The following is a 14,641-nucleotide window of genomic DNA, read 5'->3' on the forward strand; positions in this document are numbered from 1 at the left end:
TATTTCGGCAATGGAGGTGAGTCGAAGTAATTATAGATTTATTTTTTCAATTCCTTAGTGGAAATTTCTGCAATGCATTGATTTTGAATGATTTTATTGTGTTTTATTTTTGTTTTGCAAATTGGAGCTAGTGGGTTGTATGTTATTTTCGAAATTGTTCGAAATATTTGCTGGTTCAAGTTTCATAACTTTGAACCTGTGACACATTTTATAGCCTGTGCTGTAGAGGCTGGCAGTAATACGCGACTCTTTGAACATCGTAGTGGCGCAGACTTTTTCGTTGTCTCTATAGCCACTTCAACCACAACCAGAGTCAGGATCTGCACGACTTCACCGCACATGTGGCTATTGATTTACCAAATTCCCTCCCTGCGATATGTTGCGAACTGACATACTCCCCTCCGGTTTGTTATTTTTTGTTTTGAAATTCCCGAATTGCCCATATCGCAGTTACGCTTGGCTGGCGTAAACTCAGTCACAACGCAAAAACAGTGACTTTTTGGCGATAACCGTCGAATAACTGTCGACGACTACGGCAAGTAAAACCTTCGATACGCTGTTATATCGTCAAATCGAAAATTATCGCAAGTTATATTTTGCTTTCATTTATATGTTTTTAGCCGTATTTTCGATTCAAATAGATCTGAAACTTCTATCGAAAATCAGCGCTGACTTTGGGTTTTTATTTTTAATCGTTTAAAAACAGTAATTTAGTTTACTTTTTTGTATTTTTGCATGCTGTTATGTTGATTTTTAAATAGTGGCGCTTTTGAATTGTCGAAAACGAAAGCTATTGAAAGTTTATTTTTTGATGGTATGGTACAAACCAAGCAGCCCAAGACGGGCAGGGAGCAGGGGTGGAGAGTTTAAATACGATTGAGCGGCAGCAGGAAATTGTCCGGCTGACGCAAGCGCAGGGCAAAGTGTCGGTGGCCGAGTTAGCGCAGCGGTTTAGCGTGTCGGAAGTGACCATTCGCAGCGATTTGGCCACGCTCGACAGCAAACGGCTGGTGGTGCGCTCACGTGGTGGCGCTATGGTGAATGATGATTTAAGCCGGGAGTTGTCGCTCAAAGAAAAGCGGCAAAAACATTCGGACTTAAAACAAAAATTAGGCCGGGCGGTCGCGGCGCTGATCGCCGACGATGAGCGGATCATTCTCGATTCCGGCACCACCACCGAAGAAGTGGCGGCTTGCCTGAGTGAGCATAAAAATCTGATTGTGATGACAAATGGTCTGAACATCGCCTCTGAATTGGCCGGGTTTGAAAAAGTTGAAGTGATGATGACCGGTGGTCTGCTGCGTAAAAAGTCGATGTCGTTTTACGGCGCGCAGGCGGAACAGGCGTTACGGCATTTTCAGTTCGATAAAGTGGTGCTGGGTGTTGATGGGTTTGATATTCGCACCGGCCTTTCGACCCACTTTGAAGCAGAAGCCACGCTGAATCGGCTGATGTGTGAAGTGGCACGGGAAATTATTGTGGTCACCGACTCGTCAAAATTTGAACGTCGGGGTTTTCATCTGATTTGCGCGGCAAACCAGGTGCATACCTTAGTGACCGATGCCGGTATTCCGGCCGGGACTGTCGAAGAACTGACCCGGATGGGGGTGCACGTGCAAATTATCAGTTAACAGGAGTGTTATGAAAGCTTTGCTTGATTTGATCCGCGCCAACAAAGCGGGTCAGCCCTTGGGAATATATTCGGTTTGTTCGGCGCACCCCCAGGTGCTTAAGGCCGCGCTGGCACAGGCAAAGCAAGATGGCAGCCCCTTACTGATTGAAGCAACGGCCAATCAGGTGAACCAATATGGTGGTTACACCGGGATGCAACCTGCTGATTTTATAGATTTTGTGTATAAGCTGGCCGATGAAGTGGCGCTCGCGCGGTCACAAATTTTGTTTGGCGGCGACCATTTAGGTCCGGTCTGTTGGAAACAGCAGCCAGCCGCAGCTGCGATGACACAGGCCGAGCAGTTGATCAGTGCTTATGTGGCGGCTGGTTTTCAGAAAATTCATTTAGACACCAGCATGGCTTGTGCGGACGATGTGTTGCCGCTGTCCGATTTGGCGATTGCCGAACGGGCGGCGCAGTTGTGTCTGGTGGCCGAACAAACGGCTCTTAGCCACTTTGGCCAGAGTGAACTTTGTTATGTGGTGGGCACCGAAGTACCGGCGCCTGGCGGCGTGTCTAGTTTAGAAACTTCGCTGGAAGTCACTTCAGTCGCGCATGTGGCAAAAACCCTGGCTGACCATCAACAGGCCTTTGCCGCCGCCGGGTTAACCGACGTCGTCTGGCAACGGGTGATTGCCGTCGTGGTACAGCCCGGCGTCGAGTTCGACAACACCCAAGTCCATCATTTTCAGATGGATAAAACCGCCGCGTTGGCCGGTTTTATCCGTGATATCCCGCATGTAGTGTTTGAAGCCCATTCCACCGATTACCAACCCGCCCAGGCTTATACGCAACTGGTACGCCAGCATTTTGCGATTTTAAAAGTTGGGCCGCAGCTGACCTTTGCGCTGCGTGAAGCCTTATTTGCGCTTTGTTTAATTGAACAACAACTGCTGCCGGTCGAACAACAGTCCTGCCTGATTGCGGTCTGTGAGCGCGAGATGCAGCGCCAGCCCAATTATTGGCAAGCGTTTTATCAGGTGAGTGCTGATCAGCAATCGTTGTTACGCCAGTTTAGCTACAGCGATCGCATCCGTTATTACTGGAACTTGCCGTCGATTGCCACTGCTGTGGATAAACTTTGTCACAACCTGGCTGGGGTATCGATCCCATTGCCGCTGCTCAGTCAGTTCTTGCCGGTGCAATATGAAGCGGTGTTAAACGGAGAGCTGATTGCGACACCACAGGCGTTGATCCAACACAAAATCCGCCAGGTGACAGCACGATATGCCGCGGCTTGTGGGCGGGCAGTGGCCGCCTGAAAGCTTTGAAGTGTAAAGACAGTTTTTGGTAGGAGTATGGTCGTGGTTAGTTCAGAAGTAAGGTCAACGATGCTTGGGTTCACTGCAGCGCAATTACAGCAAATGGGTGCGGGTTTTACCGCGCAGGAAATCTCCCAGCAACCGGCCATCTGGCAACAGCTGGCGGCGGAATTTTCAGACCAGGAATTAGCGTTACGCAACTGGTTACAGCCGTTGTTGCAGCAGCCGGATTTACGGATTATTTTCACTGGCGCCGGCACTTCGGCTTATATCGGCCAGACGGTGGTTCCGCATTTAATCAATAAGTTACCTTTGGCTGGCCAGCGGGTTGAAGCGGTCAGTACCACCGATTTAGTCAGTCATCCGGATCTGTATCTTTGTGCTGAAGTCCCGACTTTATTGGTTAGTTTTGGCCGCTCAGGTAACAGTCCGGAAAGTGTCGCGGCGTTGCAGGTGGTGGATGCCAGGGTGGCGCACAGTTTTCATTTAATGATTAGCTGTAATGCGCAGGGGCAGTTGGCAACCTTTGCCAAAGGCAAATCGAACTGTGCTTTATGGTTGTTACCGGATGCCTGCCATGATCGAAGTTTTGCCATGACCAGTAGTTTCACCGGTATGTTATTGGCAACCTTGTTGTTATTTGCACCGGATGCTAGCGCGATGCAACAGGCGATTGCGCTCAGTGAACAAGTGTTGCGGCAACAGGAGCAAATCCGGCAGTTGGCGCAGACGTCATGCCGCCGGATGGTATTTTTGGGGGCTGGTTGCCTAAAAGGCATCGCGCAAGAAGCAGCGCTGAAATATCTGGAACTGACCTCAGGGCAAATTGGCAGTTATTTTGAAAGCCCGCTCGGTTTTCGGCATGGGCCAAAATCGCTGGTTGATGGCCATACCCAAATTGTGGTGCTGAAATCGACCGATCGGTATAGTCAGCAATATGATTTGGATTTAGTGCAGGAGCTGCGCTCTGATGGCCGGGCGCTGGCGATCACCGTGCTGGATGTCGCCGAGTGGTCGGCGCCCGAAGTCGGTGCACCAGAGATGCCAGACGTCTGGACTGCCTTTCCATATATTGTATACTGCCAAACGTTGGCGTTTTACAAAGCCTTGCAGCTTGGCATCAGCCCCGATAATCCCTGCCCTGGCGGCGAGGTAAACCGGGTGGTGCAGGGTGTGACGATTTATCCGCTGCCTGAGTCTTTATCTAATTCGGTGTCTCACTCAGTGACTAACGCGATGTCTCATGCCCAGGCAACAACAACAAACTCAGCATTGGCTGCTGCCCGAGGAAACCGCTGATGGTGTACGGTTTGGATATAGGCGGAACTAAAATTGAAATTGCAGTTTTTACCGAACAATTTCAATTACTTGAGCGTTGGAGAGTGCCAACGCCGACTCAGGATTATCCGCAGTTTTTACAGACCATTGCGCAGCAAATCGATAAAGCTGACCAATTTCTGGGCAAACGTGCGCCGGTTGGCATCGCGCTGCCTGGCGTGGTTGCGTCCAAAGGCGTGGTGATTTCATCGAATGTTGCTTGTTTAAATCAGCGGACAGTGGCGGCAGATTTAAAAGCACGCTTACAGCGGCCAGTGGCGCTTGGCAATGATTGCCGGTTATTTGTATTGTCGGAAGCGATGCTTGGCGCTGGTCGTGGCTATAGCCGGGTCTTTGGCGTGATTTTAGGCACTGGCGCCGGTGGTGGCCTCTGCGTAAACGGTGAATTGTATCAAGGGCTGCAACAACTGGCGGGGGAGTTTGGCCATCAATCGGTGGCCGGGCGGGTTCTGTTGCAATATCAGCTGCCGCTATACCAATGTGGTTGTGGCTTAACAGGCTGCGCCGAAACCTATATTTCCGGCACCGGTCTGGCGCGGTTATACAGCCATTTCAGCCAGCAAAACCTGACAACTTATGATTGGATCACCGCCTTTCGTAGTGGTGACGTGGTGGCGCGCCATACCTTTGATTGTTATATGGACGCTTTGGGCGCCTGTCTGGCCAGTCAGGTGCTGGCTTATGATCCGGATGTGATCGTGATCGGTGGCGGCTTGTCGGATCTTGATGAAATACACGCTGCCTTGCCAAAAGCGATTGCCCGGCATTTATTTGAAGGCGCAGAAGTGCCGCTATTGAAAAAAGCCGAATTTGGTGCCGCTTCCGGTGAACGCGGTGCGGCGATTTTGGGGTTGCAATCGGCAGCTGCTCATCCGGCGTACTACCGCTAGCGCGGTGAGTAGCGCCCTACAGTTTTTATTTTAAAACAATATGTTAAGTGTTTTTTGAGCGTAGGGCGGACTCACCGTAGGTAGTCCGCCAGGAAGCCGAACGGTGTTAAATGACCTTCCGGCGTACTACCGCTAGCGCGGTGAGGAGCGCCCTACTGTAAGTATCTAATTGTGATGTAAATTGTAGGGCGGACTCACCGGAGGTAGTCCGCCATGAAGCCGGACAGCATCAAATGACCGTCTGATGTGCGATGAGCTTAATGCTTGGTTTTCAATGGGAAAACTGTGACTTTTTCGCTGAGCCAATCCACCGCCGCAACAATTGTTTCCGGATGCTGAAACATCACCAGATGATCACTATGCTGCAGCGGTAAATATTGCCCGCCTGAGTTTTTCGCCAAGTGCTGGCTCCATGCACTGCCTTGTTGTTGCCACTGTTGCAGCTGTTTCGCCTGCGCCGGATCAGCTTGGATGGCGGCCGTTTCAAAATCGCTGTCGATCACCGTTACCGGAATATCGGTGATGGCCGGTAACGCCGCATATAAGTCTAAGTCTTTGGCATAATTCGCAATTTCAATAGCGCGTTGTTGCTGGCGCTGCGGTGATTGCCGTTGTCCGCTGATGGCGTCGAAGTAGCCCCAGTCCATCATGGTGGTATTGTCGCTGCTGAGCAAAGCCACGATTTCCGCCCGTTCCTTATGCAGTTTATCTTTGGTGCGTTGGTTCCAAACGCCTTTGGCCAATTCCGGTAACAGTTGCTGCAAATTTTTTTGGTACCAATCGACCGGATACCCTTGATACAAGGCCAGTGCGTCTGGAGTTGGAATATCCGGATCGATCCACAGCATCGCTTGCACCTGGCTGTTGGTTTGGCCTTGGATGGTTTGTTGCTGATGCAACAAGCGGGCGCTAATGCTAGCACTGGCAAAGCTGATGAGGATCACCGGCTGTTTGGTTAAATTCGGCAGCAACGTCGCTAAATCCTGACTGAAGCGTCGGTATGAAACATCATCGGCATTGTCACTAAAACCATTGCCGAGCCGGTCAATCGCCAGTACCTGATATTTTTGTGCCAGCAACGGTTGCAGCAAGGCGAACCAGGCACTGTCGGCATGGAAATTCTGATTGGGACCGGACAGTAACACCACCACCGGCAAGTTTTCGAAGGTTGCGGTTGTTGTTGCAGTTGGTGCCATTTTCCGAAGATGAAATTTATGCGTGCCGCTGCTGATCAATTCAGAATACTGCGGCAGCTTGCTGGGTGCTGTCGCCAGTGATTCAGCAACTGGCGTTGCCGCCTGTACCGGCTTGAATAACAAAAAAATCAGCAGCAACCAGCTTTGCCGGTAGTTTCGACGGTAACAAAATTTTGCGTAAAAATTGACAGACTTTTTAAAAATATGTTGGTATGACAAGACGATATACCCTGACTATCAAACGGATAGTCTGAGCCTAAGCCAGTTCGGCTAGTGGCAACATCAACCCGGACTGATTTAATTGTGATGAAAAGCTTACGGTTACCTTTTTCCCTGTTATCTCCGGCGAATAGTCTCAAGCGAAAATTCGCTTTCCTGCCCGCTTTGCCTGGAGTTTCAGCTGTTGAATAACTGGCAACTGGGCACCATTTTTTTCGATACCACGCGGCGGCTGTTGATGGTCGATGGGCAACAACTTTATCTGGAACCGCGGATCTTTGAGTTGTTGCTGGCGTTATTAACCGCTGATCAGCAGCAGTTGAGCCGGGAGCAATTGATTGAACAGGTGTGGCAAGGCCGGGTGGTCAGCGAAAGCGCCATTAATCGTGCGGTGTCGCTGCTACGAAAGGAGCTCGCCCAGCTGGATGCCAGCCAACCTTATCTGGAAACGTTGCCCAAAGTAGGGTATCGCTTGTTGGTGCCGGTGACGATATTGCCGCCAGCGACAGAACTTGCGGTCGATATGCCGGAGCAAACTGCGTTAGGCACGCAAGTGAATCCTGAACCTGTCAGCAGCAACGTCAATATACTCCAGCGCAGCGGCTGGTGGTTGCCAGTGTTGTTGCTCATGTTGCTGCTACTCAATCTATATTGGCAGCAGCAACATTCCACATCCGGATCTGCCCCAGTCACTGCCGCACCAACGCCACGGACCAGTGATGAAGGGGTCGAAGCGCAGCTGAGCTTGAGTCTTGATGGCAAGTGGTTTTCCTATTTGCAGCAAGACGAACAGCACAGCCGTTGGTTTTTGCAGCCAACCGATAAGACAACCGCCACTGCTTTGCCGCGATTGCAAGTTGAGGTACCGGCAGGAAATTTGCGCTATACCAGTTTAAGTCCTGATCGCAATTGGCTAGTGTACGAACTTTGTCAGCAGCAAGAATGTCAGCTGTGGTTACGCCCATCACCGATCACAGCGAGCGCCAGCGGCACCGCGCAAAATACTCCAGACCAACGCTTGTTAGAGCTTCCTTTTGACAGTCAGCTGCAACTTAGTTGGCAACAGGACAGCAAGGCATTTTATTTCCGGCAACGCCCCGATAAAACCAAACCCTATGCGCTATCGCGGCTGGAGCTGGCGACCAAAGCAGTCCAACATCTCACACAACCGCTGACGCCGGGCGGTGATGTCGCGCTGGCGATATCCGTTGACGCCAGCAAGCTGGCGGTGGTCAGTTATCTGGAGCAGGCCAAGTCGGTGTTACGGATTTACCAGCGGCAGGGCATGCAGTTAGTGGCCGAACAACAAGTGCCATTCGCCGTGAAGACGATTGCCTGGAAAAATGACGATCAGCTGCTGTTTGGTTGTGGCGAGCAAATTTGTCGCTGGGAAGTTGATACGCAAAAAACACAACCGCTGTTTCATACCGGCGCGCCAGTGCAGTCGTTGTTCTGGCAAACCGGACAGCTTTGGTACAGCATATCACAGCACAAAATGGAGATTTGGCGGCAACCGCGGCCGGAAGTTAATGTAGTTTCAGGAGTTTCAACAGCTACACAGGATGCCGCAGGCCACTGGCCAGCACCGCAGAAAATCATCGCCAGTTCGCGCATTGACTGGATGCCAAGGGTTGCGGCTAACCAGCTAGTATTTTTAACCAATCGTCAGGGCGAGCAGCAAATCTGGCGCAAAACCGCCGGGCAAAGTGAACAACTGCTGGCAACCTTGCCACCACCGGCCGAATTTGTGCGCCTGACATTGTCAGATGATGGCAAACAACTGGTCTTCAGCCAGCAAGGTGCGATTTATCTGCTGGAAATCGAAAGTGGCCAACTGCAGCAAATCCTCGATGCTTCCGCTAAAGCGATGGTAGTAAATTTTGGGGAAGCGCCAGGACAGCTGATCTACAGTAGCACCCAAAGTGGCGACTGGCAGCTCTGGTCGCTGGACCGTGCCACTGGCCGATCTACGCAACTCACCAGCCAAGGTGGTTACAGCGGCTACCAGTGGCAAGGCGAGCTTTGGTACAGCAAATACCATCAGGATGGTTTGTATCGATTAGACCGCAATGGCCAGGAGCAGCTGATGTTGGCGAATTTTGACAAAATCAACTGGCTGAACTGGCAACTCACCAACGGCGAGCTGTATTTTTACCAACCAGGTCAAGGCTTGCTGCAATGGTCTGTTGCCATGCCAGAGCTACCACCACGCTTGCTGCTGCCCACCCCAGAACGGTTTATGCATCATTACCAGTGGACTCAGGACGCACTTTGGTATGTGCGGCGCGCGCAAGCGCAAGGGGACGTTTATCAGCTGGCGTTGCCGTAGGTTTTGCAACATAGGGTGATAAGACTGATCTTTTTGAGGTGTAGGTTAAATTTCAAGCAATTGAATTTATTGATACTCTTCTAAATAGCACTCACCAAAACTGTCCATTTAATTTACACAATCACTATGGTTTAGATGTTCGTAGTTTGTATAGGTTTTTGATACTTATACAATATATGTTCATGGCATATTTTTTGCTATTTTGACTTGCAACAATTGATAACCATAGGAATGCGAAATGTTACGTAAGTTTTTCGTCTTGGCTGGCTTGCTGTTAGCCAGTGTGTCTACGCCAGCTGCTGTTATCGAATACAAAGGTTATTCACGTGATAGTTCCTCAAATATCGTTACCGGTGGCGGTTTGGAGTGGTTGAAGTGGGATGTCACCCAGGGCATGAGTATTAATGAAGCATTGGCAGCGCATAAAGGGTGGTCGCTGGCAAGCAATTTACAGATGGCATCTCTATTTAACGCGTTTCAGTTCGGTGCCAGTAATTGGCATGACAAAGAAAACATGATTCAGTACTCAGATATTGATTGGAGTCAGGACGAACTTGGGGATACTAACGCGTTTATCGATTTATTTGGTTTCACTTCTGGGCCATGGAAGGTGTGTATGACTCCAGCCGACAAAAATTGTGATATCAAAGAGGATGCTCGATTTTACACAGCCGCCCACTATGGTATCGATAATAACGCCAACGGTTATTACAATCACGCATATATAGAGGATGATAGTTCTTCGCGTTATAGCAGTATGTTTGACGTTGAACAGATAGATGGTTTTGCTTTACTCATGTCTGATTTATTTTTAAATGTAGATCGTGATGATCGTTCGCTTAGTTTTGGTATTGCTCTCGTTCGTATACACCACGCAACACCATCCCCTGTGTCATTACCAGGCTCCTTGAGCCTGCTCGCCTTAGGTCTGGCCGGGTTAGCCTATCGCCGACGCAAAGGTGCAACCGTTAATCTTTGTGGCCAAGCAGCCTAACCGCCGCCATAAATCATCTAATAACCCACAAGCACCGGAGGTTTTTGCCTCAGGTGTTTGTGGCTTTTTGAGTACGGATCGGGCCCGCATCTAGTGATGCTGCATAAACCCCATTGACATAAAAACCATGTATTCACGGCGCGTCTGCGTTGCTGTGCCCCAGCCTCCTGCTCAGTACTGCAGCTATCTTCGCCACCAACCAAAATCCACACCCCATCCCAAATCTGACATTTGTCAGCCAACTTCGATGACAATCTGCGCTGCCTTTACAGCTGCGGTTAACAAACAATAGGCCTCCGGTTTAATCATCCAAGGAATGGCTTATGTTTGCTAAATTGCCCAACGCATCCAATAAACCCAACTCAGCAAAAATAAACAAAATTAATAGGTTAGCGATTTTATTACTCACATTATTGTTGCTATGCAGCCAGCTACCGCTGCTGATCACCACCTTTGTACCCTTATCCAACCAGGGCAAGGTGCAAAGCCAATTGTATGTACCGGCTACAGCAAGTGCGGCAAGACCGGCGCCGCTCTTGGTGATATTGGGTGGTTCGGAAGGCGGTATGGGCATGACCAGCGCGCGGCGGGCGGCAGATCGGCAAGCTTATCTGGATGCCGGTTTTGCGCTATTGGTGGTCGGTTATTTTGGGTTGCCGGGTATTCCATCTGGATTGGATCGGATTGAGCTGAGCGGCGTGTTAGATGTTATAGAAATCACCCGCAGCAACCCCGCCGTCGACGCAGAAAATTTGTCAGTGCTCGGGGTGTCAAAAGGGGCGGAGTTGGCGTTCCTACTGGCCAGCAGGTTAGCGCAAATCAGCACTGTGGTTGCGGTGGTCGGTAGTGAGGTGGTGTTTGGCAGTCCAGAGTGGTACAGCACCAGTTCGTCCTGGAGCTGGCAGGGACACTCCATGCCTTTTGTGCCTTTTAGTTGGCGTTCGGCGATACCACTGATGCAGGGCAACTTTCGGCAAGGACATGAAATTGCTATGCAAAATCAGCAGGCTTACCAGCAAGCGCTGATCCCGGTGCAGCAGATGCAGGCCAACGTGTTATTTGTTTCCGGTACTGCAGATGAGCTATGGCCATCCAGTGAAATGTCCGATCGGATGATGGAACGGTTGCAGCAACATCAATATCAGTATCGTTATCAGCATTTGAAAATAGCAAATGGCGGTCATGGTGGGCTCGTCAGGGAATATCAACCGCAGATTATTGAATTTTTACGACAGTCGCAAATACCTGCCGTACGCTTAACGGATTAAAAGCTGCGCCTGAAGTGAACGATGGCATTGAAGATGACATCAACGATCCTGGCCAACCTTACGCATAATCCTGTTATACAAAGCGGCATTTTTATCTTCACCGCAAGGCACGGGTTTCATGCTGAAAATATCAGCGCGCAGGTCAGCGCCCGGTTTGGCTTGATAGCAATAGTCACCGACTTTTTCGACAAAGCTACCGTCACTGAGTTGCATCAGTACGTTGGCGGCGGCGTGCTCGGGCTTGAGTTGTACCTTGCTGGTAGTAGCGGGGCGGTCTCGCAGGTGTGGCCGTTGTTGACTGGCAGCTAAAGCTTCATTGCTAATATCATTGTGACGCCGGGTGGCGATCGCCAGGCTGCGCTCGGCCAGACTCATGGCATGGGGTTCTTGCGCCGGGTTTGTCACGTGGGTGGCTTCGGTTGGCGTGCTGTTATTGTCGATTGCTTTGTTGGCTGGCACGTCGGCAGGTTGGTCTGCGGTTCGCTGCGCAGTAATTGGCTTTGCTGGCTCGACCACAGGTTTTGCTTTGACAGCGGTAGGAGTTGGCTTGGGTATTGGCTTGAGTGCTGGCTTTACCGGCGCCACTTCTTTTGGAGTAACTGCTGGCGGCTTCGGCCGAATTGCCTGATACACAAAAGCTTCGATCGCCCTTGGCTGCGCCACGACCTTTGCCGGCCGATGCGTGTACCACAGCACCGCAATCACTAATAGATGGAGCAATGCCGACCAGCCCAAAGCTTTTGCTAAATTATCAAACATTTACAGCGCTAGAAAAATAATCGATGCAATCCAGACTGATGAAATAATCGAAAGTTCAGCTGCTTAACTTTTTGAGATGTACTTTTTAGCAATTCCTTTTTGCTTAAGGCTGAACAAGCGGGCGACTTGCTACCAGAAAATACGCGCAATGGTTTAACAAAGCAATGGCGGACTGCCTGCGGCGAGTCACGCCCTACGGTGGAAGTTGTGCTATTAACGTCTTGTTTTATATTGAAAAATGGTAGGGCGTTACTCGCCGCGAAGCGGCAGTACGCCACTCTTCGAGCGAACTCCACATATCGATCGTACAGGACTGTCCGATGAAAAAGTACGATGTACTTAGCGCCATCGTACCTTTACCAAGTTCATTTACTTAAATTCTTTCATCCTAACCAGACGGCAGAGCTTTACCATCAATACTGATAATACTCAGCTTTTTTCAGTAACGACTCAGTGTTTAACTTGCCAGTGACGCACTGATTAATATCAGATTTTTTAAACACCCAATAAATATCCTGGTTATTGCGGCCGTGCGAATTCGACAGCTGTAACGACACAAACTCGTTGTCTTTCAGCTCACGTAAACTGGCGCCGTAATCACACAGAGTATTGGCAAAATTGACACTGATGGTCGCGATCAGCTCTTTTTGTTTTTCGGCGGCAATTTTGGCCTGCTCAACCCGTTTTTTCTGATATTCCTGCTCCATCACACTGTATTTTTGCTGCATTTCATCCATGCGTTTTTTCAGTTCAGCACTTTTAGTGTTGATTTTGGTCAGCTCTTTTTGCTGATCAGCATCCAGTTTGCCGACTTTGCTTTGAAAATCGATATCGCGTTTTTCGCGTTCTAAATCGCGGAATTCACGTTCTAAATCGCGTTTTTGTTCGCGTACATCCCGCATCATGTCCTGCTGTTGTTCTTGCTGATCCATCATCTGCTCCACTTCAGCTTCCGCCTGCTCGGCAATGGCGTCGATGGCTTCTTCATCGATATGACCACCGGCCATGGCGGCATTCGCGACCGCTGAAGCGCGGGCGGAAATGGCGGCAATTTGTTCTTTGTCGATGGAGATAGCCACCGGCACCGACATGCCACCCGGCGGCATCGGCGCCATCGGAGCTATTGGCGCCATCGCAAAATAGCGGCCAAAGCTACCTTGGGTACTGGTTTGGAACAGCACGCCTTGACCGGCCAAATAACTGTGGCTAATGCGGCCAACGCCGGAGTCACGGCCTTGTTCTAATGAGGTTTGCAGAATGTTCTGCATAATTTCCAAATTTTGTTTCAGCTTCGGGCTGACTTGGGTGGCAGCCTGGCTACCGGCGCTCAGCAATAACGTGGCCAGCGCGGCTAAATATGGGGTTAATTTCATGGTCTAGTTACTCCGTTTAGGGTCAATTTGCGTGCGGTTTGGCAGGTACGAACTGCCGTAATCTTGTCTGGCTTGGGTTGGCTGAACGTTGTCCTGCCAGTATTGCCAGTCAGCCTGTCGTTGCTGATTTAAGTATTCCACCAGCTCGATCATGTCGCTGCTGCGGGCTTTTTGTTCGTTTTCAGTCAGATAGTCTTTCAGTAACACCAACTGTGTTGCTTGTTGATGTTGCTGGTTCTGTAACTGTTGCTGCAAATATTGCTGCTGCTCTTGCTGGAAACTGGCCAGCATGGTGGTCATCTCTTGCTGCTGTTGCAGACTGTTGTTCTCTTTCCAGCTCAGCGCCAGAGCGCCATCCTGTAATTGCAGCTGTAACGGCGAGATGCTGATAATCAGCGCCATTGCTGACATGCCAACACTTAATCTGGGCCACCAGGCGGTTTTTGCTGGTCGACCACCCCATTGCTGGCGGAACATCTGGCTGGTGTCAATATCGGGTACTGGTGCATAAGCCGGCACTTTGGCATGCCGTTGCAGTTGCTGTGCGGTCAAAAACCGGCCGTACCATTCGCTGTCTGACTGAAGTTGTTGCTCACACTCAGCAGTGGTCAGTTTGCCGGCGAGCCAGGCTTCAAAAATTTGCTGATTGTTCAACATGGGCTACCTCCAACTGCGTGCGCAGTTTATCTAATGCCGCGTAAAATCTTGATTTAACGGTGTTACTGGAAATCGCCAGCTGATCGGCAATTTCATCAAAAGTAAATTGCTGGTAAAACCGTAACTCGACCACCAACCTTTGGTCAGCGGGTAAATGCTTTAACTGTTGCTGGACGATTTTCTGCGTTTGCTGGCCATAGAGCCTTGCCTCAGCAGTTGGTTCATCGTCATTAAACAAATCCGGGCTATCGTCAATGTCCTGCGTCGGTTTGCGCTTACGCAGCATATCCATGGCACGATAGTTGGCGATGCCAAACAGCCAGGTTTTAAAGCTGCTATCGCCGCGAAATTGTGCCAGATTGCGACAGAGCACCATCAACACGTCCTGCAGCAAATCGCGGGCATCATCCGGATTGCCCATCAGCCGCAGGCCATAATGGTACAACATGGTCTGATATCGACTGACCAGTTGCTGCCAGGCGCGCTCATCGCCATCCAGGGCTTTATTAATTAAGCTTTCATCACTGCGTTTAAACACTTGAGTCAGGTTCTTTAGTTTTGATGTGCATTGGTCGGCCCTGCTTTAAAAAAAGTTTTGTTTTTTGGCATAAAAAATAAATTTAGTGGAAATATTTAGTAGATGACTGAATTTATTATGCATTTTTTTATCGTTTGCGGCGATGC

At 50.0% G+C, this 14,641-nt stretch carries 12 protein-coding genes; 7 read left to right on the plus strand and 5 right to left on the minus strand.

All coding sequences use genetic code 11. From position 1 onward, the window contains the following. Positions 1-857 precede the first annotated feature (857 nt). From agaR to EOE67_RS06650, 4 genes are all read left to right on the plus strand, one after another. Positions 858-1,631, plus strand: coding sequence for a transcriptional repressor AgaR (gene agaR, locus EOE67_RS06635; protein WP_127698253.1), 774 nt, complete (start codon positions 858-860; stop codon positions 1,629-1,631). A gap of 10 nt (positions 1,632-1,641) precedes the next feature. Next, positions 1,642-2,934 carry a D-tagatose-bisphosphate aldolase, class II, non-catalytic subunit gene (locus tag EOE67_RS06640; RefSeq protein ID WP_127698254.1) on the plus strand — a complete coding sequence of 431 codons (1,293 nt, stop codon included), beginning with the start codon at positions 1,642-1,644 and terminating at the stop codon, positions 2,932-2,934. A 69-nt stretch (positions 2,935-3,003) separates the two neighbouring features. Next, positions 3,004-4,233, plus strand: coding sequence for an SIS domain-containing protein (locus EOE67_RS06645; RefSeq protein WP_206099498.1), 1,230 nt, complete (start codon positions 3,004-3,006; stop codon positions 4,231-4,233). Next, the gene (locus EOE67_RS06650) at positions 4,233-5,162 is read left to right on the plus strand and encodes an ROK family protein (protein WP_127698256.1); all 930 of its coding nucleotides are present in this window, start codon (positions 4,233-4,235) and stop codon (positions 5,160-5,162) included. Before EOE67_RS06645 ends, EOE67_RS06650 begins: the two co-directional genes overlap by 1 nt. Before the next feature lie 257 nt (positions 5,163-5,419). Here EOE67_RS06650 and EOE67_RS06655 read toward each other — a convergent pair whose 3' ends face one another. Continuing rightward, complete coding sequence (locus EOE67_RS06655) at positions 5,420-6,496, minus strand: alpha/beta fold hydrolase (protein WP_127698257.1); 1,077 nt, start codon at positions 6,494-6,496, stop codon at positions 5,420-5,422. 265 nt (positions 6,497-6,761) lie between these two features. Between EOE67_RS06655 and EOE67_RS20965 the strand changes: the two genes are divergently transcribed. The 3 genes from EOE67_RS20965 to EOE67_RS06670 all read left to right on the plus strand — a co-directional run bounded on the left by EOE67_RS20965 (position 6,762) and on the right by EOE67_RS06670 (position 11,168). Next, entirely contained in the window at positions 6,762-8,906 is a 2,145-nt protein-coding gene (locus EOE67_RS20965) for a winged helix-turn-helix domain-containing protein (RefSeq protein ID WP_127698258.1), read from the plus strand. A gap of 238 nt (positions 8,907-9,144) precedes the next feature. Next, complete coding sequence (locus tag EOE67_RS06665; RefSeq protein ID WP_127698259.1) at positions 9,145-9,900, plus strand: PEP-CTERM sorting domain-containing protein; 756 nt, start codon at positions 9,145-9,147, stop codon at positions 9,898-9,900. Between the two features lie 323 nt (positions 9,901-10,223). Continuing rightward, positions 10,224-11,168: an acyl-CoA thioester hydrolase/BAAT C-terminal domain-containing protein gene (locus EOE67_RS06670; protein ID WP_127698260.1), complete on the plus strand. Its 945-nt coding sequence runs from the start codon at positions 10,224-10,226 to the stop codon at positions 11,166-11,168. Positions 11,169-11,207: 39 nt separating this feature from the next. Here EOE67_RS06670 and EOE67_RS06675 read toward each other — a convergent pair whose 3' ends face one another. The 4 genes from EOE67_RS06675 to EOE67_RS06690 form a co-directional block, all read right to left on the minus strand. Next, positions 11,208-11,927 (minus strand): hypothetical protein, encoded by a 720-nt coding sequence (locus EOE67_RS06675; RefSeq protein WP_127698261.1) that lies wholly within the window; start codon positions 11,925-11,927, stop codon positions 11,208-11,210. A 413-nt stretch (positions 11,928-12,340) separates the two neighbouring features. Then, entirely contained in the window at positions 12,341-13,300 is a 960-nt protein-coding gene (locus tag EOE67_RS06680; RefSeq protein ID WP_127698262.1) for a hypothetical protein, read from the minus strand. 3 nt (positions 13,301-13,303) lie between these two features. Then, positions 13,304-13,957, minus strand: a complete 654-nt coding sequence (locus tag EOE67_RS06685; protein WP_127698263.1) for a hypothetical protein — start codon at positions 13,955-13,957, stop codon at positions 13,304-13,306. Continuing rightward, positions 13,932-14,495, minus strand: a complete 564-nt coding sequence (locus tag EOE67_RS06690; protein ID WP_127698264.1) for an RNA polymerase sigma factor — start codon at positions 14,493-14,495, stop codon at positions 13,932-13,934. Before EOE67_RS06690 ends, EOE67_RS06685 begins: the two co-directional genes overlap by 26 nt. Positions 14,496-14,641 lie beyond the last annotated feature (146 nt).

Origin of the sequence: Rheinheimera riviphila, assembly GCF_004005945.1 — a bacterium.
GTDB classification, from domain to species: Bacteria; Pseudomonadota; Gammaproteobacteria; order Enterobacterales; family Alteromonadaceae; genus Pararheinheimera; species Pararheinheimera riviphila.

What these genes read in the sequence shown, in the direction of transcription:
- EOE67_RS06640 (WP_127698254.1), top strand. Translation starts at nt 1,642, where the DNA reads ATGAAAGCTTTGCTTGATTTGATCCGCGCCAACAAAGCGGGTCAGCCC.
- EOE67_RS06645 (WP_206099498.1), top strand. Translation starts at nt 3,004, where the DNA reads ATGCTTGGGTTCACTGCAGCGCAATTACAGCAAATGGGTGCGGGTTTT.
- EOE67_RS06650 (WP_127698256.1), top strand. Translation starts at nt 4,233, where the DNA reads ATGGTGTACGGTTTGGATATAGGCGGAACTAAAATTGAAATTGCAGTT.
- EOE67_RS06665 (WP_127698259.1), top strand. Translation starts at nt 9,145, where the DNA reads ATGTTACGTAAGTTTTTCGTCTTGGCTGGCTTGCTGTTAGCCAGTGTG.
- EOE67_RS06670 (WP_127698260.1), top strand. Translation starts at nt 10,224, where the DNA reads ATGTTTGCTAAATTGCCCAACGCATCCAATAAACCCAACTCAGCAAAA.
- EOE67_RS06675 (WP_127698261.1), bottom strand. Translation starts at nt 11,927, where the DNA reads ATGTTTGATAATTTAGCAAAAGCTTTGGGCTGGTCGGCATTGCTCCAT.
- EOE67_RS06680 (WP_127698262.1), bottom strand. Translation starts at nt 13,300, where the DNA reads ATGAAATTAACCCCATATTTAGCCGCGCTGGCCACGTTATTGCTGAGC.
- EOE67_RS06685 (WP_127698263.1), bottom strand. Translation starts at nt 13,957, where the DNA reads ATGTTGAACAATCAGCAAATTTTTGAAGCCTGGCTCGCCGGCAAACTG.